Origin of the sequence: Bradyrhizobium sp. 197 (assembly GCF_023073375.1) — a bacterium.
GTDB lineage: Bacteria > Pseudomonadota > Alphaproteobacteria > Rhizobiales > Xanthobacteraceae > Bradyrhizobium.
The window spans coordinates 1-23,000 of the sequence record NZ_JADPJJ010000044.1 but is presented as its reverse complement, the minus strand read 5'-3'; the positions used below and the strand labels follow the sequence as shown (position 1 = coordinate 23,000).

General features: G+C 58.0%; 18 protein-coding genes and 1 pseudogene. 5 read left to right on the top strand and 14 right to left on the bottom strand.

The annotated features are described in order from the left end of the window. Nucleotides 1–283 precede the first annotated feature (283 nt). Nucleotides 284–790: a MarR family winged helix-turn-helix transcriptional regulator gene (locus tag IVB27_RS09765; RefSeq protein ID WP_247443205.1), complete on the top strand. Its 507-nt coding sequence runs from the start codon at nt 284–286 to the stop codon at nt 788–790. 14 nt (nt 791–804) lie between these two features. On the opposite strand, the gene IVB27_RS09760 is transcribed toward IVB27_RS09765, so the two are convergent. From IVB27_RS09760 to IVB27_RS09750, 3 genes are all read right to left on the bottom strand, one after another. Then, entirely contained in the window at nt 805–1,917 is a 1,113-nt protein-coding gene (locus tag IVB27_RS09760; protein WP_247443204.1) for an alpha/beta hydrolase family protein, read from the bottom strand. A 264-nt stretch (nt 1,918–2,181) separates the two neighbouring features. Continuing rightward, a complete protein-coding gene (locus IVB27_RS09755) occupies nt 2,182–3,153 on the bottom strand; it encodes an SDR family NAD(P)-dependent oxidoreductase (RefSeq protein WP_247443201.1) in 972 nt (323 codons plus the stop codon). A 144-nt stretch (nt 3,154–3,297) separates the two neighbouring features. After that, nucleotides 3,298–4,206, bottom strand: a complete 909-nt coding sequence (locus tag IVB27_RS09750; RefSeq protein ID WP_247443199.1) for a dihydrodipicolinate synthase family protein — start codon at nt 4,204–4,206, stop codon at nt 3,298–3,300. A 318-nt stretch (nt 4,207–4,524) separates the two neighbouring features. Here IVB27_RS09750 and IVB27_RS09745 point away from each other — a divergent pair, with 318 nt between their 5' ends. The 3 genes from IVB27_RS09745 (at nt 4,525) to IVB27_RS09735 (ending at nt 6,634) form a co-directional block, all read left to right on the top strand. Then, nucleotides 4,525–4,764, top strand: a complete 240-nt coding sequence (locus IVB27_RS09745; RefSeq protein WP_247443196.1) for a hypothetical protein — start codon at nt 4,525–4,527, stop codon at nt 4,762–4,764. Between the two features lie 449 nt (nt 4,765–5,213). After that, nucleotides 5,214–6,080, top strand: a complete 867-nt coding sequence (locus IVB27_RS09740; protein WP_247443193.1) for a macro domain-containing protein — start codon at nt 5,214–5,216, stop codon at nt 6,078–6,080. Continuing rightward, the gene (locus IVB27_RS09735) at nt 6,080–6,634 is read left to right on the top strand and encodes a TIR domain-containing protein (protein WP_247443191.1); all 555 of its coding nucleotides are present in this window, start codon (nt 6,080–6,082) and stop codon (nt 6,632–6,634) included. The genes IVB27_RS09740 and IVB27_RS09735 overlap by 1 nt, the downstream gene beginning before the upstream one ends. Nucleotides 6,635–6,996: 362 nt before the next feature. On the opposite strand, the gene IVB27_RS09730 is transcribed toward IVB27_RS09735, so the two are convergent. The 4 genes and pseudogenes from IVB27_RS09730 to IVB27_RS09720 all read right to left on the bottom strand — a co-directional run bounded on the left by IVB27_RS09730 (nt 6,997) and on the right by IVB27_RS09720 (nt 9,950). Then, nucleotides 6,997–8,121, bottom strand: a complete 1,125-nt coding sequence (locus tag IVB27_RS09730) for a tyrosine-type recombinase/integrase (RefSeq protein ID WP_247443183.1) — start codon at nt 8,119–8,121, stop codon at nt 6,997–6,999. 29 nt (nt 8,122–8,150) lie between these two features. Then, a pseudogene (locus IVB27_RS43580) lies at nt 8,151–8,315 on the bottom strand (helix-turn-helix domain-containing protein); the annotation flags it as partial. Further along, nucleotides 8,315–8,863, bottom strand: coding sequence for a hypothetical protein (locus IVB27_RS09725; RefSeq protein ID WP_247443180.1), 549 nt, complete (start codon nt 8,861–8,863; stop codon nt 8,315–8,317). The pseudogene IVB27_RS43580 and the gene IVB27_RS09725, both read right to left, overlap by 1 nt. Nucleotides 8,864–9,344: 481 nt before the next feature. Then, the gene (locus IVB27_RS09720; protein ID WP_247443178.1) at nt 9,345–9,950 is read right to left on the bottom strand and encodes a hypothetical protein; all 606 of its coding nucleotides are present in this window, start codon (nt 9,948–9,950) and stop codon (nt 9,345–9,347) included. A gap of 47 nt (nt 9,951–9,997) precedes the next feature. On the opposite strand from IVB27_RS09720, the gene IVB27_RS09715 reads away from it, so the two are divergent. Then, a complete protein-coding gene (locus tag IVB27_RS09715) occupies nt 9,998–10,846 on the top strand; it encodes a hypothetical protein (RefSeq protein ID WP_247443176.1) in 849 nt (282 codons plus the stop codon). A gap of 788 nt (nt 10,847–11,634) precedes the next feature. On the opposite strand, the gene IVB27_RS09710 is transcribed toward IVB27_RS09715, so the two are convergent. The 7 genes from IVB27_RS09710 to IVB27_RS09680 all read right to left on the bottom strand — a co-directional run bounded on the left by IVB27_RS09710 (nt 11,635) and on the right by IVB27_RS09680 (nt 22,953). Then, nucleotides 11,635–13,302 carry a nitrilase-related carbon-nitrogen hydrolase gene (locus tag IVB27_RS09710; RefSeq protein ID WP_247443174.1) on the bottom strand — a complete coding sequence of 556 codons (1,668 nt, stop codon included), beginning with the start codon at nt 13,300–13,302 and terminating at the stop codon, nt 11,635–11,637. 131 nt (nt 13,303–13,433) lie between these two features. Beyond that, complete coding sequence (locus tag IVB27_RS09705) at nt 13,434–14,414, bottom strand: hypothetical protein (RefSeq protein WP_247443172.1); 981 nt, start codon at nt 14,412–14,414, stop codon at nt 13,434–13,436. Nucleotides 14,415–15,039: 625 nt separating this feature from the next. Then, on the bottom strand, nt 15,040–15,708 hold the full coding sequence (locus tag IVB27_RS09700) for a recombinase family protein (RefSeq protein WP_247443169.1): 669 nt from the start codon (nt 15,706–15,708) through the stop codon (nt 15,040–15,042). Between the two features lie 130 nt (nt 15,709–15,838). Next, complete coding sequence (locus IVB27_RS09695) at nt 15,839–16,540, bottom strand: M48 family metallopeptidase (RefSeq protein WP_247443167.1); 702 nt, start codon at nt 16,538–16,540, stop codon at nt 15,839–15,841. Next, nucleotides 16,537–19,794: a type I restriction endonuclease subunit R gene (locus IVB27_RS09690; protein WP_247443165.1), complete on the bottom strand. Its 3,258-nt coding sequence runs from the start codon at nt 19,792–19,794 to the stop codon at nt 16,537–16,539. The genes IVB27_RS09695 and IVB27_RS09690 overlap by 4 nt, the downstream gene beginning before the upstream one ends. Continuing rightward, the gene (locus tag IVB27_RS09685; protein WP_247443164.1) at nt 19,791–21,089 is read right to left on the bottom strand and encodes a restriction endonuclease subunit S; all 1,299 of its coding nucleotides are present in this window, start codon (nt 21,087–21,089) and stop codon (nt 19,791–19,793) included. Before IVB27_RS09685 ends, IVB27_RS09690 begins: the two co-directional genes overlap by 4 nt. Then, nucleotides 21,082–22,953, bottom strand: a complete 1,872-nt coding sequence (locus IVB27_RS09680) for an N-6 DNA methylase (protein WP_247443162.1) — start codon at nt 22,951–22,953, stop codon at nt 21,082–21,084. The genes IVB27_RS09685 and IVB27_RS09680 overlap by 8 nt, the downstream gene beginning before the upstream one ends. Nucleotides 22,954–23,000 lie beyond the last annotated feature (47 nt).

Genomic DNA, 23,000 nt, shown 5'->3' with positions numbered 1-23,000 from the left:
GAGCGGACCACCTGCAACGGGACGATCGAGTACCCCCCACCGTCACGGATCAATATGCATCCGCTGTTCCCTAATCAAAATAGTTTATTTAGTCAGCCTTATGGGTTTCATTAAACCTGTGCCCCGCGCGCAACACCCGGGAGGAACGATTCAGCTGAGCAGATCATGTTTGTAGTTTTAGTGACAAAATTAGGTTGCTCTGCACTTGCGTCAGGGCAGGCTTGCGTGGACTATGGCTTGCACGACACCGGCCGCAAACAAGTCAGATCACGGGAGTGACGCTGTGTCAGCGACGAGGAAAGAAGGGGCGCGCCTCCGCCCCATCGGCAATCTGGATATCATCAGGCGTTTCACCTGGGAGATATCGTCGATCAACATGTATCTGGAGGAGCTGCGTCAGTTCTGGGCGAGAACGCTCGGCATCAGCGGCCCGCAATGGCTGATCCTGATGGCGATCTCCGACCTCGACAAGGACGACGGCATTCCGGTCAACGTCGTCTCAAAACTCCTCCACGTCGATCCCTCGTTCGTCACCACCCAGTCCAAGCTGCTCGAGAAGAAGGGCCTGTTGCGCCGTCGCCCTTCGCCGACCGATGCGCGGGTGGTCCGGCTGTCCCTGACCGAGAAGACGCAGAAGCACCTGGCGAGCCTCAATGATCAATACAAGACGATCAAGGAATTCGTCTTCCAGGAGTTCGACGAGAAAGAACTGACGGCATTCACCACCAAGCTCGCGACGCTGAAGACCCGCCTCGAAAAGGCCTGCGTCCGCCTGACGCTCGACTTCTGACGCAGCGGTCGCTGCTAGATGCGCCCGGCGGCCCCGAGCCGCGATTCGAGCCAGTCGAAGATGTATTCATTGGCAAGGCTAGGATTGTCCGCATGGGCCTGCGCCGCGCCGGTTTCGGCCGCGGTGAACACCTTCAGCATGACATCCGAGCTGCCGAGCCGGGACGTCTGTACGATCTGACGCGCCCGATCGGCCTTGAGCCAGCCGTCCTCGCCCAGCGTGATCAGCACCGGACAGTCGGCGCTGGACGCCATCAGCGGAGCATGCGGCACCGGGACGATGCTGACGTCGCTCATGGCGAACCGGCTGGCAAAGAAGGCCCGCTCGTGCAGGTCCCACAGTCCGCCGTCGCAGACGGCGGCGGCAAGCCGCGGCTCCTGCAGCACCGCGCGCGCCACGAAGGAAGAGCCCCAGCCATCGGCGACGATCGCGACGCGATCGAAATCGACGTCGCTGCACGTCTCCAGATAGTCCATGACGCACGGAATCGAACTCTCGAGATCCCGGCGCCGCAACAGCGCGTCGAGATAATCGTCGCGCTGGTCGCCAAAGAGATCCAGCGCCAGCAACGAGAATCCGCGCTCGCGCGCATGCGGCGCGAGCTTGAACAGGAACTCCTCCTTGCGGTGGCCGGGCTCGCCGATGCAGATCACGGTCGGGGCACGCACTCTTCCCGACGGCGCGGGCAGAAAATAGCCCTGCAACGAATGTCCGTCGAGCCAGGGGATCGTCACGACTTCCCCGGCCGGGTCGCGCGCCGCGAGGAAGCGGCGGGCACAATCCTGCATCGCGAGCACCGCGACCCAGCGGCGCTCGTCAGCCTGATCGAGCGGCATTGCGGCCGCACTGTAGTAATTCATGGCGCGCAGCCAGTTGCGCTGCGCGGTCGCCCTGTGACCTTCGGCGAACGCGGCCTCGGCGCGATGTCGATTGGCCTGCGCCAGCTTCTTCCACTCGCGATGCCAGGACTGGTCTTCGCCCCGCTTCAGCCGCCGCGCGATCATCAGGCATTCCGCGATCGTGGCGCCGCCCTCCTGGGCCGCGGTGAGGAGCCGCGTGAATTCAGCGGAGATGTCCTCTCGCTCCGGGCAAAGCATCCAGTCGTCGGAGAGACATGCGGGTATCATCGGGAGCTACGCTCTGGTCATCGCCTTACAGATCACTGACTAAACTATTTCAGTTCCCTGACCAAGCTGGCGTGCACTGAATGAGAGCCGTTCGAGATCACCATCGCTTGAACGCATGGAATGTGTCGCATGCGTGACATTCCAATTCGTCATAAGTGGCCGAGCACTGGCAAGAGGTGGCACGTAAAATGACCTGCGCGCCTCTTGCCATGATGATCATCATACTTATATGGGCGCGCTCGCCGACGGCCTCAGCAAGCAGCTTCAACCAAGCCGCCAGCCGACTTCCTGCGTAAAGCTTTCGTAGAAGGACCTTTCATAGGCGTGCTCCGGCGCAGCACGAACGCGCTCGTCAAGGCGCTTTGCGTCCTCGCCCACAAGAATGCGCCACTGCTCTGCCTTGACGCCGTCGAGGATAATCTTCGCGGCCTGCGCGGCGGTCGTCGGTGCATCCTCAAGGAAGCTGCGGGCGCGCTCGGCGAACACCGCCTGGACGTCGTCGTCCGACATCTTGTCAGCATCCGGAACGCCGGCCGCGACCATGCGCTTGCGGGTCAGCGCGACCTCGTCGGCGTTGAGCCGCTCCGAGCCGTCGACGCTTTGCACCTTGCGCGAGTTGGACACGATCGAGGTGCCGATATGGCCAGGCATCACCACCGAGCATTTGACGTGCGGCGCGTGCAGGCGGAGGTCGTTGATCAGCGCTTCGGTAAATCCCTTCACCGCGAACTTCGCCGAGCTGTAGGCGGTGTGCGCCTGCCCCATGCCGATCGAAGCCCAGAAGCCGTTGACGCTCGCGGTGTTGACGATGTGGGCCTCGTCCGCCGCGACCAGCATCGGCAGGAAGGTGCGGACGCCGAGATAGACGCCGCCCCAGCAGATGTTGAAGGTGCGCTCCCACTGCTCGCGCGTGTTGGTGAACAGGCTGCCGCCGCCACCGATGCCGGCATTGTTGAACAGGAGATGGATCCGGTCGGTCTTCTGCTGCTCGGCCAACTCGTCGCGAAATCGCTTCAGATGATCCTCGATCGAGACGTCGGCGACATGGGTCGTGACGCGCAGGCCCTGCGGCAGTTTCTCGACCTCGCACAGCCGCTTGGTCTCGGCCATCGCGGCTTCCGAGACGTCGCACATAGCGACATTGCAGCCCTCGGCTACGAGCTGCCGCGCGAGTTCACGTCCCATTCCCGTGCCGCCGCCGGTGATGACTGCGATCTTTCCTGCAAAATCTTTCATGGGACTTTCGGCCCCTCCCCTTGTCGGTGTGTTTCTTCATGGCCGCGCCGCGCATCTGGGCGCCGCGCAAAATGTAGCAGCGCCGCATCCGCAGGTAAAAGCGGATCGGCGCTGCCATTTTCATCAGTAATTTCGGGGCGCGGACTATTCGGCCACTTCGACGCGCGCTCCGTTCAACGCGCCGAGACCGTCCAGCGCCTTGCGGACCGCCGCCTGCTGCGCGGGCGAGGCCTCCGGCATCGGCGCGCGCGGATAAGTCCTGGGCAGCCCCTGGAGCGTCTGCGCATAGCGCGTGCAGGCCGGCAAATTGTCGGCGATCACAGCGTTCCAAAGCGTCAGCAGCTTCTTGTGCAGGTCGAGCGCGCGCGGATGGTCGCCCGCCTTCACCGCATCCCACAGTGCGACCGAGGCATGCGGCGCCGCGGTCAGGATCGCGGCGATCGAACCATGCGCCCCCAATGTGTAGGACGGATACATCAGCGCATCGACCGCGCTGTAGATCAGCTTGTCCGGCGCCATCATCATGAGGTCCGCGAACAGTTTGAGATCGCCGGCGCTCTGCTTGACGCCGACCACCAGCGGCACCTCCGTCATGATCCGCGTCAAGAGCGCCGGCGAAAGGTAGGACCACGGCACCACGTTGTAGATGATGATGGGCATGCCGGTCTCGTCAGCCATGGCGCGGAAATGCGCCACCATCGCCTCGTCGTCCGGCTTGAACAGATAATGCACCGGCGTGACCTGGAGCGCGGCGACATTCATGTCGCGCACGAGCTTGCCGCGGCGGATCGCATCGCGCGTGGAATCGACGATGATGCCGGCGATCACGGGAATGCGCCCCCTCACTGCCGTAACGGTCGCTTCCATCAGGTCGCGATATTCCTCGTGATCGAGCGTATGCCCCTCGCCGGTCGAGCCGCCGGCCGCGACGCCATGCGCCCCGGCGCCGATCATCCAGTCGACCTGGGCTGCCACGAGTGTGGTGTCGATCTCGCCATCCTTGCGGAACGGCGTCGTCATCGGCGGAATCACGCCGGTCGGTCGTGCCTTCATGGTCTGTCCTCGCGTTTCCATAACGGTCCCGCTCTTTTGGCGAGGATCCGCACGAGCCGAGCCTATCGGCTGTGCAGGCCCTGTGAAGGGCTGCCCGCGCGGCGCTGCCCCCAGCATTCAACATCCCTGCGGTCATCCCTTCCCGGTTCCCCGTATTTGCCGGGCTTCGGTTTGGGGCAATTTTTTACAATCCGAATCGTCAAATGGACTCCGGAGGCTGGGTCGAGTCGGCTGGGCCCGCGTGTTGTTTGCGTCACAGGCTCTGGCACTCCGCTTGCATCATCCTCGTGGTCAGAAACAACCGATGAGGTGACTGGAATGTTCGTGACCGTCGTTGCCGTGCTCTGCCGGCTGAGTGCAGCCAGCTCAGGCAGTTGCATCGAGGAAATCGTGACCGACAGCAACATGACTCCCGAGATGTCGATGATGCAGTGCGCGATCGGCGCACAGGCGCCCTTGGCGAAATGGATGGGCGAGCATCCGATCTATCACGCCAACTGGCGCCTCGATCGCTACAAATGCGTGCCGGGTCGCTACGAGATCAAGAGCCACGCCTAAGGCCCCGCAAAATTACTGATACCAAGACGACGGATACATGAGGAAACGCCCCGGGGGCCGACTGGCCTTTCCGCGCGGGCATCGACAGCGCCAGACCCATTGCGGCGGCGCACTTTGTGACAACGATCACACCTTCCCTTTTAGGCCACCGCCCGCAGAATGATCGCACGCGCGCGTCGCCCCTCTGGCGTTGGCATCAGCGCGCAATTGTGCGGCTGGTCGCGGAGCAACTCGACCGGGAGGGCGGGCTGCGAAGGGTCCTAGTTGTCGAAAGGGGAAAAGCCCATCGGGCGGCGCACATCATCTGGAAGACGAACATCTTCAGAAGCTTTAGGCGCTTCATCATCCGGTCCGACCAGAAGGCGGCGGCTGCTGCACAACTTGGCTAACCGTCGCGCGCAACTTGGAATTGTCCAAACCTGACGCTATGGTTACTCTTTGGGGGAATCATGACGTTCGGCGGGGTTATCAAGTCATACGGTGTGGGCATCCGTCGGCGTTGGATGACGGGGCTCACGCAAGCGCTGAGTGCGGCAGGCGCCATCTGGCTGGTAACGGAGATTAGCACGAAGGTCTCGGACACAGCTGAGCACTGGATTAAAGATCACGGCAACTATTACAGCGCGTTCGTTCTTGCTGTGTCGGCCATCTGGTTTCTCTGGCACGTCTATGAAGTGCGGTCGGTCGCATTCAACCTGCCTACTACTGATACGCGAATAGAAATTCGCTACGGGGACCTGTTCGAGGAGTCGACTGACTGGCTTATTGGCGTGGGGGAGTTTTTTGACAGCGACGTCGGGCACGTGGTGTCGCAGAACTCGCTTCACGGGAAACTCATCAGCGCTACATATGGCGGCGACACGATGCTTTTTCGCGCCCTCGTCGACAACGCGTTGACTGGCGTCAAAGGCACTCGGACTCAGCGACCTATCACGCCCAAAACAAAGTACGACATTGGAACCACTGCCGTCCTCGCGCGCAGCCCGCATAAAGTATTCCTGGTCGCGATGTCGCACACGGACCCAGAGACATCAAAGGCTTCCTCGGACGTTCCTACGTTGTGGAACGCGTTGCGGGGTGCGCTAACCAGCGTACGAAATCACGGCAACGGCGCTCCGCTTTCGCTGCCTCTGATTGGCAACGGGCAGTCGAGCGTCAACATCGCGCCGCAACACTTGCTCAGGCTGATCGTGCTCGCACTCGTGGACTACGGCAGAAGGACGGGCCTCCCAAGGGAGGTGAACATCATTGTGCCCGAGGACTGCTTCGAGGCACTCGACATTCGGGAGATTAGACGCGACTGGAGAAAACGATAGTGGCCTATCGCAACGGCACGTACATCGCATTCCACGCTGGCGGCACCACGGACCCGACAGCCTCCGACATTAAGTACTATCGGATGCTGAAGGCTTGGCACGAGCATGACGACATCGAATTCGAATTCATAAACAGCCACGACAAGGTATCCGGAGTTCGGGACACCAGCACGAAGGCAACGCTGCGACGCAGCCTCGTCCAACGACTGAACAATTCAAAGAACATGGTGCTCATCATTGGTTCGACAACGCGTTTTGATATGGACTGGGTTCCGTTCGAGATCGGCTACGCGGTTGATAGCTGCAAGCTTCCTATAATCGCGACTTATATAGGCTACGAGTGGATCACCGTTCCGGCGGAGCTGCGCTCATTGTGGCCGCCCGCGTTCGCTTCTCGGATAGATAGTGGGACTGTTCGCGCTATACATATTCCCTTCAAGCAGAAGGCAATCGATGACGCCATTCGACAATTTAATCACGACAACATGCCAGCGACATCGCTGAACCACTATACCGTAGAGGCCCATCGCTCCTTTGGAATAGCAATCAGTTGACCACCCGGCAACGCACTTAACCAGCTGCCGTAGACGCCTCCCCAATCCCAGAGGTTGGCACAATGACATCATGCCCCTGTTTTGCCCGACACGTCAATTCGCTTCGGAAAAACCTCATCCCGCCAATGACTTCGCTACTGTGCATGGGGTTGTTTTCGGTCTTTTGGTTTACCGGCCACCGAAGCAGCCCCGCCACTGATCGCGGCGCATGCGTCACGAGCGGCAGCTGGCTCCACGCCGACCGCCGATCCACCCGACAGATGATTTGAGAAAAATGGTCGGAGCGAGAGGATTTGAACCTCCGACCCCTAGTCTCCCAGTGGGATGCTCACATTCCAGCATTCTCTATTTCCTTCAGCAACTTAGCTTGCCTTGCGGTTTGGGGTTCGGGACTTCTTTCGGGACTTCTGCATCGCGTCCACGCCGGCCGCGACCTCATCGTCGACAACGTGCGCATACTTGGTCGTGGTCTTGATGTCGGCGTGGTTGAGCGCCCGTTGCACCAGCTTCAGGTTTTTGGTTTCGCGCAGAAGCTTGGTCGCAAAGTCGTGCCTGTAGTCGTGAAATCGAAAATCCGTGATGCCAGCGCAGGCCCTGATTCGCTTCCAGGCCGACTTCAGGCCGCTGTAAGTAATGGGGTACCGGCTACCCTTTATCAGGCTTTGCTTCTTCCTGGTCCGCTTAGCGGTATAAGTGAAAACCATCTCGGGATGGTGACCGCGCAGCGGCCACAAGATCTCGCGGATGGCGTCCGTGATCGGTACCGACACCCGCTTGGCGCCCTTTCCTCGCTTCTCGATCTTCCGCACATCCCAGTTTACTTCCGCCCACCGAAGCAAACATTCGTTCAACCGCAGACCAGAGGCGCCGGCGAAGTCGAGGATCGGCCGGTAGTCGTCTCGGGTGGCGTGGTCCAGTCGGTCAGCTTCCCCCCGGTGCAACTCGCGGACGCGTTCCTCTGGCTCCTTCAGCAAATGCTGTTTCCAGTTCGGCTCTCGATCGAACCGGATCCCCCAGGCCTTGGCACGGGTGAAAAGCTTCTTCAGAACCTCGGTGGTGCTGCGATTGACGGTCGCCGGCGCGACTAGAGGTGCAACCGCAGCGTTCTTCTTTCCCTTGCCATGGCGGGTAACGCGGTGTCCGCGCCGCCAGGCGACCAGCCTAGCCGCGTCGTCATCGCCGATCTCAGTCAGCAGCTTGGTCGGTCCGAAATAGTTGATAAGTCTCTCCAAGTCCCGCCATGTCGTATCGGCACCGGCATGATGTTGCCCGATCTCGCTCCAATACCGGCCTGCAACGTCATCCAGCTTTGTTGATACCGGTGATGCCGCGACCCTTACTTGCTGCTTCGCCCGGTCGCGCTCGGCGCGCTCGACGGCTTCAGCCTCTCGCTTGTTCGTGCATCCCGTAGAGCCGTGAAAGCGATCACCCTTGTACTGGAAGTCGAAGTGGTAGAATGGACTGTCCCGGTGCTTATAGACCGACATGGCATGTCTCTCTGCGCGCGGCGCTCAATGAACTCCTCAAGGTCCTCGTCCGTGAATTTGCGGCGCACTTTCTTGGTGCCCCGCCCCACGCTGATGTAGCGTAGTTCGCCATCACTGACGTAGCCGTTTAGTGTCTTCACCGAGACACCCAGCCGTTCGGCCGCGCTTTGTGGAGATCGGAGCGGCGTCGACATCAACCGGACTTCCGGATCTTTAGCCGCGAGTCGACTAGTTCCTTCTGCCTCTTGGCAAGATCATTTACGAGTCGACCAAACGGGAGAACTATAAACGCCTCCTCCGTTTCGAAGGCCTTCAGAGCTGCTTTCCTACTATCAATAAAAATCGGGTCCTCAATCGCCTTTTTGAAGACGCTGAGCAGATACGGTGCCTCTTTGAGCGACAACTCCTCGGATCTTAATTTTCGATGGAAAATGAGCATCGCTGTCACGATGATAAGTGTGGCGGTCGAAGGGTCGACCTCTAGGTTGAGAACCAACGGTTGAGCAAGTAATATTTGGGCCACCTCGAGCGCACTGTAGCGACGCTTTCCGCCGACCATTTTCGGCTTTACGTAGTGCCGATTGGTCCAATTTTGCAGCGTGTTCGGCTTTAGTCGATCGCCAGCTAGCAGGAGGACTTCAGCCTGACTAAAACGTGGCTTATCAAGGTTTTGGAAGAACCACGATATTGGATCGTCCTTATTGTCAAAAAACATGAACCCGCCCTCAATGTCAGCTGACATTTACCTCCGATTTGCGCGAACGTCAATGTCAGCTGACATTGACCTCTGCCTTATTTTTCTAACAAATCCATCGGCAGCTTGGCCATCCAATACGGTAGTTGGCGGCCACGTCGCCGGTTGTGTCCGTTGGGCGCCGGTGCTGAGAGCTCGCGCTCCCGCCTCTGCGGCCGGATCGGCAACTCCAACCCGGCTCAACCATCTTCAGGCAAATAGAGGTGTGCGATGCCCGGTGCGTCAACAGTTTGCGCTTATCCTAAAACTCAAAAGAACAATCGGCTCGATCAGGACCCGAGCCAAATGCGGAGGTAGGTGCCATCCACTCGAAAGGCTATGCCGGTCACCTAGACGATGCCGGACGAGGTTGAGATCTTGGATGACAGCGCCTTGGGATGAAGCCCGCACTGCAAATGGCGGGAAGTGTGAAGGAAGGCGTCGCGTAGATCATGTGAAAAGCTCCGAGGTTGAGGCAACGCCTCGCAGCTTACCAAGAAGACCCGCGCTTCCTCCTCGTTGGAACCAGCGCGCTGTTTGCAGCGGTGGTTATTCTTCCAATTCTCGGAGCCTCGGTCTTTAGCTCAGCCGGCGTGTACGGATGGCGCTCAATCTTGGTCCCCTTCTTGATGTCTACTTGGTCGGTGATTGAGTTGAGCCATGCCACCACATGGATGCCGAGCTCCCCATCTCGCTCAGTCTTCTTGACCAGAACGCTACCGTACTTGGCTCGGGTCGCACCCATCTTATTGAGAAAGCCAGCGAAACCCGCAAGCTTCATCCAGTTGCGGCTTTTGAGGTTGAGCAAGAATGTCTCGGCGTAGCTCGTCTTCGTGATGCGGTCGCCTTGTATCTGCACATCCTTGGTGTCGAGGTCGGTGGCGCGAATGGCGACGTTCTTGCGGAATGAGACGATGTTGAAGAAGGGTTTTTCGCGGCCAAGACTGTCCTCGTTGCCGCTCAGAAATTTGTCGTTGTCGTATAGCTCAATGGTGCGCTGCGTTTCGTACTGCGAGAAGTCGTAGCCCTCAGTGATGATCTTGTCGGAGCGGTAACTATCCCGCTGCTTGGCTAAAAACGTGTAGATGGTTTCCACGAAGTCAGTATATCATCTCCAGGTACTGCAACCTATGGGAGGCTGCAATGAACGAAAGGCTGGAAGCGTTCCGCAAACGTCTACGCGAACTAAACCGCTCGAAAGTCAAATGGCACCAACAAATCGGCTCACCGACTGCGTGGTTAGCTCTCATTTTCTCTACAACCACATTCTTCAACACTTTCTTTTACCACAGTGACGAACTGAGTGTTTCATTCCTTCGTCCATCAGTATCAGTCGGCAAAGTTTACTTCACAGATGACGGCGGAAGCGTCGAAGAAGATATCGGGTTAAGGAGGCCTAGAATTTATGTCGTTGCGCCGCAGGGAGTGACGTTCATAAATTCTGGTTCGCGCCCCGTTGTGGTGAGAGGCGTGTGGGTCAAATTAGCGCAACCGCTAAAAACTGGTGAGAAAGCGTCCTGTACAGACAATCAGAACTCAACGCAGACGGATGGACACTACTACGTCTTTGAACCAACCGTAATCAAGCCGTATGATCTGCAATACAAACCCCTCAAGCACGAACACGGCCTGGAGCTTATGTTTGAAGCCCGTGGAGCAAACGCTAGACCGGGCTCTTTGAACCAATATGAGATTGAGCTTTGCATCGGCTTCGAACTTGACGCAATGGGAAGTCCATCCTGGTCAAAGGTCGTCCCCTGTGGGTTCACAACGATCCCGGTGAAGCAATACGACAGAAGGAAAGACGGAGATCGGTTCGCTTTCCTTATAAAACGCAATCTCTTTTGGACCGAGGTTGATATAGACCCAAACCCGGGTAGCCGTTCTAACGAGCCCCATTCTGTTTTAGCTTCCGCCTGGTCACGGATACTTCAATACCTTCCCGCTCCTGACGATGAGGATCGTAACTGGTCCCTGGACCCACCAATATAGTAAGACCATACCGGACCGCCGACATCCCGTGGTTCGGCTTCTTCGGGTCCTCGATGCCCTGGGCGTCGCCATCTTTCGTCACCTTCCACGAATAGTTCTCAACCTCGAACTCGATATTGCTAGAGCTCGCCGTGTAGCTGATCGCCAGGCTCTGCACATGCTTGATGCCCACACGCACACTGTCGGCGCCCTTCTCGCGGGATCGCTTGGGGTCATTGCTTCGTCCTCCGCGCGCATTTAATCCGAAACAGCCATAAAGAAAACCCCGCACTTAGGCGGGGTCATCGTTGTTGCTGTCATTCTCATGTTTGACCGGATATTGCTCGTACGCAACGGACAAGCCAACTTTAGAGACACCGCCCACATTTCAAAAGTGAACGCAGCTCAAGTCGATACCGCTTTCAAAGCTGCACTGCGCTTCTCCGATCTAAGGGGCAGGTTATGATCTTTGCAGTTGTGCTGGCAGCATCCATCACTCAGCCGATTGAAGAAGAGTCTACCAAGCATTGAAGGAAATCACCGGTGATATGCGCTCGATGTTGACGGCACCCGTTGGGTTGTGAAAATCGACCGTCCTAGGGAGAGGCCGAAGGGTTGTGGATGTGGCGGCGCCGGCGGCCCCTCATTGCAGCCGTTCGCGGATCGAAATGGCCGGCCCGATCCGGCGCCAGCTTTGCGTCGGTCCAGTTCATCCAGGAACTCCGCAACAAACTGACAAGCTGCGTTAAAAGCAGAATGACATGGACGTGGGCCCCCCCTGTCGGGCGGGTTCAAGACGCGGCGATCGACTACGGCTTCAAACCCCATACGGCATCAAGTTCATCACGACGGAAAGGTCCGGGCAGAAATTCTTCCTGGCCAAAATAACCAGCACGAAACTCCAGGAGAGCCGCGATCAGATCTTTGTCGAGATTGTAGTAGAGGATATCCCGCCGACAGCGCCGATCTGGAAGAAGATGTGTCCCGCCCATGCAGTGGCCGCAATCTTCGATCGTTTCAATGTGATCGAGGGCACCCTCGGCTTCGAGACGCGTCAATTCCCGCTCGAGATCAGAAACAGCCTCATATTCGCGTTGAGTTTTTTCGACCCAAGTCTTTTCCTTTGGTGTTCGAACGAGACCGGGCGTGGTGGTTGCGCGTCGAACGAAATCTTTCTTTTCCTCTTCGAGCTGATCGCCAAGCTCTCTCTTTTTATCCACAAGACTCGTCAGTATGGCTTGACGATTGGGCGCGCCTGCAAAATCTGCAACGCGAACGCCGCAGATGAACATTTCCGCGTCGCCATGTAAGCCGTTAACATAAACCACCGAACAGCGCGCGACAAAGCTCAGGTCGCGGAGCAAAGCCACGAAGTCTTGCGATGTGTTGAACGACGGTACGATAAGGATCTTGGGTAGATATTCGCGCGAGCAATAAGCGGCCTCAAGGACCAAGCTAAGGAAGGTCGTCGGATCGTAAGTGTCGTAACAAATTGCGATCCCAATCGCGAACGTTCCTTTGGTCAGGAACGGAATGCTGGTTGTGTAAGACGGAATCGTCGTTGCACGCGCGCCGATCACATTTTCGCCCAGCCCCCGCGCCGAGGCGCGCTTGTAGTGCCAATACTCCGACGAAATTCGGCTACCTTCTTTCTTGAGAATGAGACCACGATTGTAGCGGTCCTCGTGACGACTGCCGGCAAACACAAAATGATCGTGGGGCGTTGTGTTCAGCTCACCCTCAAGGCGTCTGGTAACCTGGTCCTGTGTCTCGCCTTGCCTCACGCGCTGCGGTGGCAAACTAAACTCAGGGAACACAATCAAGTCTGCCTGCTGCTTGATAGCGACGCCGAGGTGATTGGCGACTTCGTTCTCCCAATCGTGCGGATCGCTCTTAGGCGTTCGGACGGTACGCCCGACCTCGCTGGACCACTTGAAGGATTCCGACGTCTTTTGGACAGTCGCATCGACGAACGTGGGTAACGGGGAAAGATCTTCATTCACATAGGCTGGGTCGAGCTTCGCGATCAATACGCGATAACCGATGGCAGCGATTTTCAGTCGCGCATCGAAGGCTTCGCGTTTTTCACGCGTCGTCAGACTGTTCTCGGCGGCCGATTGCGTTTTATGCACGAACTGATGCAGGATGCCGCGTGTTTCAGTAATCTCGCCGCGCGCGATCATTGTGACATCGGCAAGGGCTTTGAAGTCTCCTATGGCAAGCTTTGTGCGATCGCGAAGAGACTCGTAATATCGTTTGATGAGATTCTGATCAGGCTTCGGCGGCGGCGCCGGCTTTGATGTTGTGAGCGGCGCCAGCACATCGATAAGATGAGGCGCGCTCGTCGCTTGCGGACGAAAGACCAAGAGGTTGCGCAGTATTTCGTTGCCGAATTCCGCCTGATTTTTCGGTTGCAGCAAGAGCGGGTCGGCGGCGAAAATACGTTGGTACAGGTCGACCACCCTGCGCTTCGGCATAGTTTCCTCAAAAAATTTCTTATAAACTCAGTTGTAGTGTATTCCGGCCGCAACTCTTTGCAATGCCGCAGTCAGGCGACGCCATCGTAGGCTGTGCCGGGTCGGTCGCTAATTGACAGCGCGAGGGGAAATTATGGTCGAGAAGATTGAAGATGGCGCCGACTGAACTCGACGATTTCTTGTTCGGCGAGACGACTGCTGAGCGTCCGGGCGGCCGACATTGTACGCACGTATCGCTCACTCTTACGAGGCCGCCCTAAAGCGGTGGCTAGACCGGCAGGATGTGCGAAACCCGCAATTGAAACGATGTGCCCATCGGGATTGTGTGTCTCGGCCCGACAGAAAGCTGCCTTGATGCCTGGGATCTTCTTCGCAAGATTGAAGTTTGAGTCGTTGAGATTGAGTCCACCGACATCGTAGGCGTAGTCGCGCAGCTCAGTGAGCCCTCGAACAGGCTCAGTTTCTGTGATGTCTGAGAGAGATCTCTTGTTCGAAAAATAAAGTGTGTCGAGCAATTCGGCAAAAGGGCGAGAGTGGAAATCGGCGAGCCAGATACGAACCATATCGGATGACGTTAGCTGCTGAGCGGCCTTTTCATAAGCGGCCTTGAGCTCCGGCATCACCTTGTTGCTCATCTTATTAGTAAGATCGCAAAAGGATGAGGCGTCGCTCTCTTCTGGTCTTCGGCCACTTGCATCCGGCACGCCTTCAAAACTCCACCACAAACTAATCCTTGTATGTTGCTGTGGTGCTTCTGCGACTGCGACGGACGCTCGAATGGCGATGTGCCAGTCGACCTCTCTGATACGGCAATGAAGTGTGGTGCAAGGAAAGAAGCCCGTAAATATCCCGGTGTTGAGATCATTGTCGGCAGAAGAGGCGACAACGTCTGGGAGTGATGTCGATGTTGCGCGTGATTTTTCGAGAGACGCTTTGGTGTCGATCTCCTTGGCGATATCCAGCAACTTCTTGCTGGTGGAGATGTAAGACTTGGTCTGTTGGGCGTTGGTAATCTTAGTTCTTAAATCTGCGACAAGATGCTCGCCCGCGCTCGAAGGAATTGTTTCCTTAAAAAATAAACCGGAGTAACTCGTTGCTAAATTAAATGTCATGGTCGCTCGGCTTGGTAAACAGGTTCGGCAGCTCCTTAAATCTACAAGCAATCGCCAGGCCGACTAAATGCTGCGCTCCTGGGAGCATGCGCTTTGTGCCCAACAGTTGCAAGTATGCAACTAACACTCCATTAACCGGCGAGACGGCCGAAGTTTCCACGGGGCGGCAAAGTCGCGCATCGATTCTTCTCATAGGATAGCTCAGGAACGATACAATTAGTAGTAGCTCCGACTGGCTCGACGCACAGCGTGTCGAATCAGGTCCGGTATTCCTTGTTGCCTAACCTCTCCAAAAATCGATGGAGGAGCACTTAGCGAGCCGTATGGGCCTTAACCATGGCACTAGAATTCAACAGTCCGTCATCAGATCGGGAGCGCAGCGCTTCGTGAGATGGCACCCGGAGAGCGCGAGCAAGCAACCCGGTCCTTAGAAGTGAGCCTTGCAGCAGAGGCTATTCGGTTGCGGAAGGAAGCGAAACAGGTTGCCCCAGGTGCAATGGAGCGCGAGCACCCGCTGCGCCGGGGTCCACAGGCTGAAACCGCCTCGCAGCCGCCAAAATAACTCTTCCGTTCAAAATCCGCGCCGCGACTTTGTGGCGGAATCTTCGCTTCTCAATCTGACACACTAGATTCGACTCAATAAACGCTGCACCTGGACCGCTGACCATTTACCGTTCCGCGGTGTGAGGATCCCTGCCTCGTTCAACCCCTCAGCAATGGCTCTGAGGGTCGTTTTGCCGGCCGCCTGTAGCTCCCTGATCATCGGCGCCAAGTCCGAAGCCCTCGCGTTGGCCCGCGCCTGGAGGCGCTCTGCAGCCATGTCCCGCGCCTTTTTGCTCGGAACGACACCCCGATGACCGCCAAGTTTGGTCCCTCGCCTTTTCGCGGCCGCCAGCGCGTCCTTAGTGCGCTTGCTGATCATGCGACGCTCTTCCTCAGCAACCATTGCCATGATCCCCACGGTCAGCCGGTTGGCGTTCGGCATATCGGCCGCCACGAAGTCGACGCCGGCCTTCTCCAGACCGAGCAAAAAGTGGGCATCGCGGGACAGCCGGTCCAGTTTGGCAATCACCAGCTTGGCACCATAGATCCGGCAAGCCTTGATAGCCTCGTCAAGCTTGGGGCGATCGGAGCGCTTGCCGCTCTCGACTTCGACAAACTCCTTCACCAGCGACCAGTTACCGCCGTTTAGGTATTCAGCCACCCCATTGCGCTGTGCCTCGACGCCTAAGCCCGATTTGCCTTGGCGGTCGGTCGAAACGCGGAGGTAGCTGATCCATTTTCCCTCTGCCATGATATCCTTACAAACCAGTCAACCTTCGTTGATTGATTTGTAACAGACCGCCAATCGGTTTGCAAGCCTAAGGGTACGTTCCGCTGGCGCTCGGCTATAGCAGCGTCACCACTCAGCTAACCATCGCCGGCTACAGGTCCAGTGAAGCTCCGTTCACCCTCAGCCATTCCTTGTGCTCTCGGTATCGCGGCGACACCTTGTCCACCTCGTTCCAAAATGCATCCGAATGATCACGCTGTCGCAGGTGGCAAAGTTCGTGCACGACGATGTAGTCAATGACAGTCTGCGGAGCCATCAGGGTCTTCCAGTGGAAGTTCAATGCGCCGCCCGCGCCGCATGATGCCCAGTGGTAGCCCAGCTCTTTGACGGCAACGTCACCAGGCTCCACGCCAACCAACGGGGCAAGGCTTTGAACCCGTTCCGTGAAAATCTGGATGCCTTTAGCGATATAGAAATCCCGGAAAGCCTTTCGGACGGCAGGCTCTCCTTCCTTGGCGACGAAGGCTTCTGACAACTCCCAACGCCCGTTCTTGAGGCGCAGCGGAATGTCGGAATCGGCGATGAACTTTAACCGATAGGATCGACCAAGATAGGCGAAGCCCTGACCTTGAACCAACGGCCGAAGCCTCCGGCTAGAGTTCAGGTCTTCCCATTCCGCAAGTGAGCGATGCACCCACAGAGCCCGGTCTGCGACGGCTTCGAGAACCTTTTCGTCACCGATCCCGACGGGCGCGCGAACGACCACGTCGCCCGAACGTTCGATCACGATGTCGGCTGTTTTCCGGTCGCTACGGATCAGGGTGAACTCAATATCTTGGGCGCACATCTTCATGACTGGATCAACTCCGCGTGGCGTTTCTCGGCCAGCTTGGTCAATTCCACGGCGATTCGTTGGTGCTGGTCCTGAACCGGACCAATTCCTGAGACCATCAGCTCAGTATCGATAGTTGCCCTGAGGCGGCGCACCTGATCCGGCTTACGCCAGAAATCGACGATCGAAATGGATTCACGGATGACGCCGACCAGACGAGCAGAGAGCACATCAAGCAGGGCAGCATCCTCAACCGAAAGCGTAGCCCCATCATCAATCAGGTCGAGGAGGTTATCACGAAAGACGAGCACTTCGGGGGGGCGCTCGGCCATGGCCTCTCCGCGCCCCGCCCTGATTTCCGAACGCAGTTCTTCGTAGTGCTCGGCCAACGCCTTCCAGTCGTCACCATGCTTCGCAATCAGAGTGTCGAGCTTTTCGCTCATCCGCTTGAAGAAGGCCGGGTCCTCATCAAAATGAATGGTGCAGTGCTTGCGGATGGCGTGCTCCATCTCGCTTGCTTTTGCCCGAGGATTTCCCTGTGCATGCCCCGTTACCTGCGCGACAAATTCCGCGTCCAGCAGTTCAACGGGGGGAATCTTGGGGTCGACGCCCAGCGCTATGAGATGTTTGTTGATCAGTGCGGAGACCTTTTCGCCAACGCCGGCAAAATTGATGGAGTCGTCCTTGAACCGCTCTTTGGTCATGCGCATCAGATAGCCAAGCCGTCTCGCCGGTCCGCGGTACCGATGCGCGGCAGCGCCCGGCAGGACGAGGTCGAGGCTCGTTAGAAACTTCTTGAAATAGACTTCGAAGTCCGCACGCGCCTTGATGGGTTCGAGCGCATCGACGGCCTTGTGGACCACGCTAACTTCCTCGTCGGGATTACCAAGCAAGCCGGTGAGAAACGGCTCGATATCCTGCACACCCAAGCCCTGGAAATGCTGGAGCAGCCGGCGATAGCGTTCTTCCAAGATGGGCAGTTCCGAGGTCAGATTCTTCAGCCCGGCCTGAAGGTCCGCAAGATCCTCGCTGGCGTAAATTTTCAGCGCGTCCGTGAGGTGGTTGGCGAGACCGATGTAGTCAACTATGAACCCGCGCTGTTTGCCCTGCGTCACGCGGTTCACGCGGGCGATCGCCTGCAGCAGGTTATGCTCTTTCAGCCGCTTGTCGATGTACATGACCTGCTCGATCGGGGCATCGAAACCGGTCAGCAGCATGTCGCAGACGACGAGGAAAGCGATGCCGGTGTTGACCTTGTCAGAGTCATCTAGATTGAATGGCTTACAGAAATTTTCGACCGCATTCCATTCCCGCGCCTCTCTGCGGGCAGCTGTGATTTCTGCAGGCTCGTTTGTCGCGTCTGACGACACGACGACCGCCACCTTGAGGAAGCCGATTCGGCTTGTCAGGTCAGCATCAGGCTCCGGCTTTGCACGCTCCGCCTCGAACCGTTCCGACAAGGCCTTGCGCAAGGCGCGCTGGTATCGCACCGCGGCCAACTTGGAATGGCAGACGACCTGCGCCTTGAACCCGTTGGGCAGGATGTTGTCGATGTAGTGGCCGACCAGATCGCGCGCAATGGCGCTGATGCGGTTTTCCGCTTCGAGGATATCTCCGGTGGCTCCATACTTCTTCTTGATGGCGAGCAGGTCTTCGGCCGAACGATCCGCGAAGAGGTCCTCGAATGCCGTATCGAACGCGGCCTTGTCACGCAGGGCGGTGTTAGCAGTGCGTCCTTCGTAAAGGATTTGCAGGGTAGCCCCGTCCTCGACCGAATCCATCAGCTTGTAGGTGTCGATATATTCGCCGAACCGCTTCACGGTCTGCTTGCCACCATGCCGCTCGGTGATCAGCGGGGTGCCGGTGAAGGCGACGCGGGCGGCATTTGGGAATGCCTCGAACAAATTGTCGCCCATGTCGGAGCCCTGCGTGCGGTGGGCCTCGTCCACCATGATGAGGATGCGGGGGGAATCATTGACGACGCCAAAAGTCTCGGCGCTGGGGGGCGGGGCATAGCGCCCCAGCTTCTCGCGCAGGCCGTCGGAAAGCTCGTCCTTCGTCTCAGCGAACTTGTGGACCATGACCATGTTCACGTCGGAGGCGGGAGAAGCGAGAACATTACGCGCGGCGGTGCGGCTGTCGACTAGGTTGATCTTCCCCCCGATCAGCTTGGCGGTATCGGATAGCTGGTCTTCTAGATCGGCGCGGTCGACCACCATAACGATCTTGATGTCGTTGAGGTCGCGGCTGGCGCGCAGCATCCGGCCGACCAAGACCATGGTGAGCGACTTGCCCGAACCCTGCGTGTGCCAGACGACGCCGCTGCGCTCCATCGGCGTCTCGCCGGTGCGCAGACGCTCAACGATGCGGTGTGCGGCACGGTGCTGCTGATAGCGGGCGAGTACCTTCACCCGCTTGCCATTTGGTAGGTCCATAAACACCGAGCAGGTGCGCAGCATATCGAGCAGGCAATGCGGGTTGAGCAGACCTTGAACCATTTCCTCCTGCGCGCGGACTTCACCCAGCGGTGGAGTGATCGCGGCAAATTGCTCTGGCCAGATGTTGCGCCAGCCGAAGAAGTGTTCGGGGGCTGAACTGATGGTGCCGAACTCGGCCGCCTCGCCGCAGGTCCGCATCACGGCAAGGTTGGTGTAGAACATCTTTGGCTCGCCTTCGCGCAGTCCGGCGCGGCCGGTTTCCGGACGGGCGTCGCGATAGCGCTGCAATTGCACGAAGGCCTCGTGCATCGGGTTTGCGGTATTGGCGTCGCCGATCTTGGCCTCGATCACCACCAGCGGCAGACCGTTCACGAACAGCACCACGTCGGGAATGATGAAGCTCTTTACGCACCCCGGCGTATCGACGCGGAACTGGTTGATCGCGTGGAAGCTGTTGCGGTCTGGGTTGGCGAAATCGATCAGACGGACGGTCGGGTCTTTCTCACCGGTCAACTCATTACGGTCCACCTGCGCCTTGAACAAGAGCGCCTGCACCGTCTCGTTAGCATCTAGCAAGCCCTTGCCGGGCTGGCGGAAGATATCATCAATCAGCCCCGCCAATTGCCGTTCGGTCAGCCATCCGCGACCATCGGGAAGCGGATTGAGCGCGCGGACACTGTCGCGGAACACCTGCGGGAGGATCAAGTCGCGAAAGCTCGACCGCAGCGACGCCGCTGCGTCCTGGGGGATCATCTGGCTGCCTTGGTCGATCACCGTCCAGCCGAGCCCAGCAAGCTGGGTCAGCAACGGCTTTTCGACGTGAGCGTATTCGCTCATGCGGCGGCACTTTCGCGTATCGGCATGACCGACACCTTGCCAGTGAGCAGGTCCTGCATCAGACCAGATTTCTGGAGACGGAGCTTTTCAAGCGCATCCTCCAATCCGACAAGACATTGATCGGCGGAACTTAGAATTTCCAAAATATTGACTTGTTCCGACAGCTCTGGCCGCGGCAGAACAAACTTTCGAAAGTGTTCGAGGTGAATGTGCTTTAGTCCCGATCCCGCTGAAAGATAACCCATCTGGGCCTCATAAAATCTCGTTCCAAAAAACTCGCACAAGAAAGCCGGATGAAGCAAACTGGCAATCGGTCGCAGCATTGCGACTGAAACAAATATGCTGAACTCTTCAACTGATTCATTGACATAACGAGCTACTCCTAACGTGCCGTCTTTCGACACGAGGACATCACCTGCTCTTGGATCAGCCCGCATCTGGAGAACGCGATGATCACTAAGCGAAATGAAATTCCCTTGTTGAGTATCAATCCCTCTGCCGGCGGTTAAGCTTTTCACGGTGATGAATGGCACACCCTGCGGGACGTAGGTTGGCGTATGGTGCACGCCATCTACAATTCGTGAAGTTAGGTGTAACAGTCGAGCAGCGCCCCACCCCTTGGGCAACCAGCCGAGTTCTGTCTGGTGGTAGAGGTGCGGAGCTTCTTCGCGGGGCGGCCGGAGTTGGCCGTGTTCATCGACGCCACGCGTGAACAGGCCTTGCATCAAGCCGGCGCGTACCTGCTCCTGCTTGGCAATCAATGCCTGCGTCGCCTCGATCTGGGCGTCGACCAGCGAGAGGACTTCCGCGATTTTGATCTGGCTCGCTTCCTTCGGAAGCAACACGCGAAAGCCAAGGGTGTCCTTTTTGCTAACTTCTAGAAAGGTGCTGCCCGAGCCGAAACGGGCATATTCCTGTTTGGTTCGCTGGATTTGGTAGTATAGAAATTCGCTCGAAACGCCTTTGTTAGCCACCAGCGACTTGAAACCCTGATTGGTACACGCTGACATGGTGGAAATCTTCGCTTCACCAAGAGTTGCGCGTGACGTCATGAGGATGCTGCCGGGAGGCAGCATGCTCGCGGAGCAACTCGTTAGACCTAGCTTCGTAATCTTATCTTTCGATTCCGAGATGTATCTTCCATTTGCAGCAGTTATGTCCGTGGGAGTGACCCAAGGGATCGTTCCATCATCCCAGAAGTCGGGCACGTTCCTTGAAGGAGTACCGCCGCTGACGACCTGCGCCAGATCGCCGAGTAGCTTGATCGACCAGCCAACGGGCAGTTGCTCAGACATAACCTAACGCTCTCAGATGATCGTCCAGCTCCTTCGCCGTCTTGCGGCGCCTTTCCTCTATCTCTCGCATCGTCACCGCATATTTGTCGTGCAGCTTCTCGACAGCCGCCGTCATGATCCGTCGTTCGGCTTCGAGGTAGGCGCGATAAGTGTCGAAAAGGGTTTTGCGAAAGCGGGCGAGGATCTGGCTTCGCGCGGCTTCCGGCGTGATCTTTTCGCGGGCGGCTGCGACGAGTTCGTCCCGCTTCTTTTCCGCCGTGCGCAGCTCCGCCCTTAGCACCTTGGCCTCATCCTCCAGCGCCTTGTGCCGGACCAGTCGACCTTCCGCGTTTGCCAGGGCGTCCACTATCGCCTGCCCTTGTTGCGCTAGTGCTAGAATTGGAGCGGCAAAGTGCGAAGTGCCACCCACCTTTTCGGCCTCCGCAGCCAACCGGTGCACAGCCGCGAAATCGGGATCGCCCAGCTTACCCAGCTTCGCGGCGGCCTTGGGCAGCCCCAGTTCGACAACCAGATCAGGCGCGGCCCCTTGCGCCGTTCCGACCAACGCCTTCAGTTCCGCGCCCTGCGACTTGAGCAGGTCCTTCAGTCGCTTGACCTCGGTCGAAGCGAGAACGCCGCTGTCATCCTCGTCCTCATAGCCTTCCTCATCGGCAGCAGCAAAAAGCGTCTGCACCTCGTCTATCCGAGCTTGCTTCGCGGCCAGTTGCTCGATCAGTTCCGGAAACTCGCTTTGCAGGATCTCATCGTCGGGGATCAGCTCCGCGCCCCAGCCGCTTGCAGCCACCGATTTGAGGTCGGTCTTCAGGCCATCGACATAGCGCGCCATAGCCCCGCGAATCTGGAAGGGGTTAAGCAGGGTTTCTCCGGCAAACGATTCGATGACTTTTTCCATCAGCGCTCGCCGAAGAGCATAGACGTTGTCTGCGCGCGCATTTCCGCTTGCGAGCATTTGCATCATTGGCTCAATGGTGCCCCACCAAGCCGTCAGCCGGTTCATGAAATCTTGATGCGAGGCTAAGACACCGGGATGGCCCTTGATCAATTCGGCAATGTCGCGCCTTTGGGCGATGGCGAAGGCAAAATCGCAATAGGCCGCATCACCATGGCGCGGCGAGAAACAGGCATCGCGCAGACCGCCATAGTTGAGCCAGAAGCGTTCCAACGCATCAACTTCCGTCACTGGTACGCCACCATGAATATGCGCGCGGACATCCTGCGGCTCGGGTGGCGGCGCGTTGTCAACATAGCGGCGAATATTGCAGTTGAACTCTTCCGCTTCAATCTCTCCGACAGGCACGACGCGGGCATAGCCGGGCACGTCCTGCCGCCGGCGGTAGACGTCAACGATCTTCGCCATGTCCTCGGGCCGCAGGAAGTTTTGCGCCTTGCCTTCGCGATATTCCCGGTCAGCGTTGATGAAAAGCACGTCCTTGCGGGTCTCAGCATGCTCCTTGTTCATCACGAGGATGCAGGCCGGGATGCCGGTGCCGTAGAATAGGCTGGGCGGTAGACCAATGACCGCATCAAGCCAACCCTGCTTGATGAAATGCTCCCGCGCCTCCTTCTCCTCGCCGCCGCGAAACAGCACGCCGTGCGGCATCACCGTCGCCATGTGGCCGTTGCTCTTGAGGACCGCCAGCATGTGCTGAACGAACATCAAATCCGCTTTCTTGCCCTTTTCCGGCATCCATTTTACGAACCGGCCTTTGAACTCCATGTCCTTGGCGCTGTAGCTCTGGCTGAATGGCGGATTGGCGAGCACGCGATCGAAGCGGGTCAGTTCTCCGTCGGAGGCCCGGTGCTGAGGCTTCGCTAGCAGTCTGCTGAAAAAACGCCTCGCCAGGGAGGGGACTTGATGATTCACTTTATCATCTCGAATCGGCGGAGACGATCATGCGCGGCAGGTTTACG